This window comes from Hansschlegelia beijingensis (assembly GCF_045505405.1).
GTDB classification, from domain to species: Bacteria; Pseudomonadota; Alphaproteobacteria; order Rhizobiales; family Methylopilaceae; genus Methylopila; species Methylopila beijingensis_A.
Genome location: NZ_JBJKEX010000464.1, coordinates 1 through 1930 on the forward strand (window position 1 = coordinate 1; position 1930 = coordinate 1930).

A 1930-nucleotide genomic window follows, 5' to 3' on the forward strand; every position below is an offset into this window, starting at 1 on the left:
CCGCGCCGCTGCCCGCCTCACCGGCGGACGAGCCGGGCGCGGACGGCTACCCGACGGATATCTGTCGGAGCCGCGCGTCTTCCAGTCCGAAGCGCCGCAGGCGCAGGCCGCCGCGCTGGCGCGACGCGTCCGGAAGATGCTGATTTTCAAGGGAGAGAATGGCGCGCCCGAAAGGATTCGAACCTCTGACCCCCAGATTCGTAGTCTGGTGCTCTATCCAGCTGAGCTACGGGCGCGCGTCCGGGACGGCCTCAGTGGCCGCGGCGGAGGCGACGTGTTAGCCGCTCGGCGACGGCTTGGCAAGCGCCTTGGCACCCGGCTTGGCGAGCGCCTCGAAAGCCGCCGGCGTCACGCCCGCGCGCGTTCACGGGCTCGCGCCTGGAGATCGATGGGGCGGTCCGGGATGGTGATGCGGAAGGTCGCGCCCATCGTGCCCTCCACCAGCGCGATCGAGCCGCCATGGGCGCGCACGAGCTCCGCCGCGATCGCCAGTCCGAGCCCCGAGCCGCCCGGCCGGGTCGAGCCCTGGAACGGCTCGAACAGGTGCTCGCGCGCCTTGGGCGGCAGGCCGGGGCCGGTGTCCGAGACCTCGATCACCACCACCGCGCCCTCGCGGCGGCCCGAGATGCGGATCTGGTCGCGCGCCGGGTCCGGGGTCCCGCGATTCTCGAAGGCCTGCGTCGCGTTGCGGCCGAGATTGAGCAGGATGCGGAAGATGTGGTCCGGGTCGGCGTCGATCAGCAGGCCGCGCTCCACCGCGGTCGTGAAGCCGATCTGCGCCTCCTCGGTCGCGAGCCCAAGCGCGGTGCGGGTGTCCTCGACGATGTCGGCGAGCGAGGCCATGCGGCGCGCCGGCGGCGTTTCCTGCGCGGCGCCGTAGGACAGCGTCGACTGGCAGAAGCTGATGGCGCGGTCGAGGGTGGCGATCAGCTTCGGCGCGAGCTTCTGCACGGTCGGGTCAGAGACCGTGCCGAGCCGGTCGGACATCAGCTGCGCGGCCGCCAGCAGATTGCGGAGGTCGTGATTGATCTTGCTGACCGCGAGGCCGAGCGCGGCCAGCCGCGACTTCTGCTGGAGCTGGCCGTGGATCTCGCTCTGCATCCGCTCGAGCTCGCTCTCCGCGACGCCGATCTCGTCGGCGCGGCCGGAGGCCACCACGATGCGGCTCGCGTCCTCGGGCGCCTCGGCGAAGCCCACCATGGTGGCCGTGAGCCGCCGCACCGGCCGCACGATCATCAGGTCGAGCGCGAGATAGACGAGCGCCGCGGTGACGAGGGAGATCACCAGCGCCACCAGCAGCACGTTGCGGGCGAAGCCCAGCATCGCGTTGCGCAGCGCGGTCTCGTCGACCACGATTTCGATGAAGTCGCCCTGCTCGGGGGCCTCGGCGACCACGCGCGCCAGCCGCTTCTTGCCGTTCAGCATCACGTCGAAGGCGTCGAGGATCGCGCTGACGCCCGCCGGCTCGCGCCGGTCGATGGTGATCGCGACCTCGGGCGGCATGTCGGCGACCGCGAGCAGCCGGCGGGCCTCGCCCGACTTCAGGACGAGGGCGCGCGCGCCGATGCTCGCGAGCAGCTTGCGCGCCAGCGGCTCGGCCACCATGCCGTCCGGCGCGGCGTCGAGCGCGAGCGCGGCGGTGCGGGCGCGGTTCATCTCGTCGTCGATGTAGTTCAGCCGGAAATTCGCGACCGACGGCACGAAGATCATGATTTCCGAGACCATGACGAACAGCGCCGTCAGCGCGAGCAGCTTGCCGGAGAGGCCGAGGCGTCCGGTGGTGGCTTCCGCGTTGGTCGTCTGGTTTGTCATGATCTTGTTGGCGCGACGAAGCGCGTGCGCGCGGCCGGATGATGCGGCTCCGGGCCCGCTTCGTCAACGGCGCGCCCGGGAACCACCACGATGGCGCGAGCGGCCGCCCCCACGCGCC

1 protein-coding gene and 1 tRNA gene are annotated in these 1930 nt (G+C 71.7%); both read right to left on the reverse strand.

Annotation, left to right across the window (positions count from 1 at the left end; genetic code table 11):
- Positions 1-159: 159 nt before the first annotated feature.
- Positions 160-236: transfer RNA gene (locus tag ACIKT0_RS17595), tRNA-Arg, on the reverse strand.
- Between the two features lie 112 nt (positions 237-348).
- Positions 349-1812, reverse strand: a complete 1464-nt coding sequence (locus ACIKT0_RS17600) for a sensor histidine kinase (protein ID WP_407106639.1) — start codon at positions 1810-1812, stop codon at positions 349-351.
- Positions 1813-1930: the final 118 nt, after the last annotated feature.

Excerpts from the sequence above, each read along its gene's own strand:
- ACIKT0_RS17600 (WP_407106639.1), bottom strand. The coding sequence starts at position 1,812 with ATGACAAACCAGACGACCAACGCGGAAGCCACCACCGGACGCCTCGGC.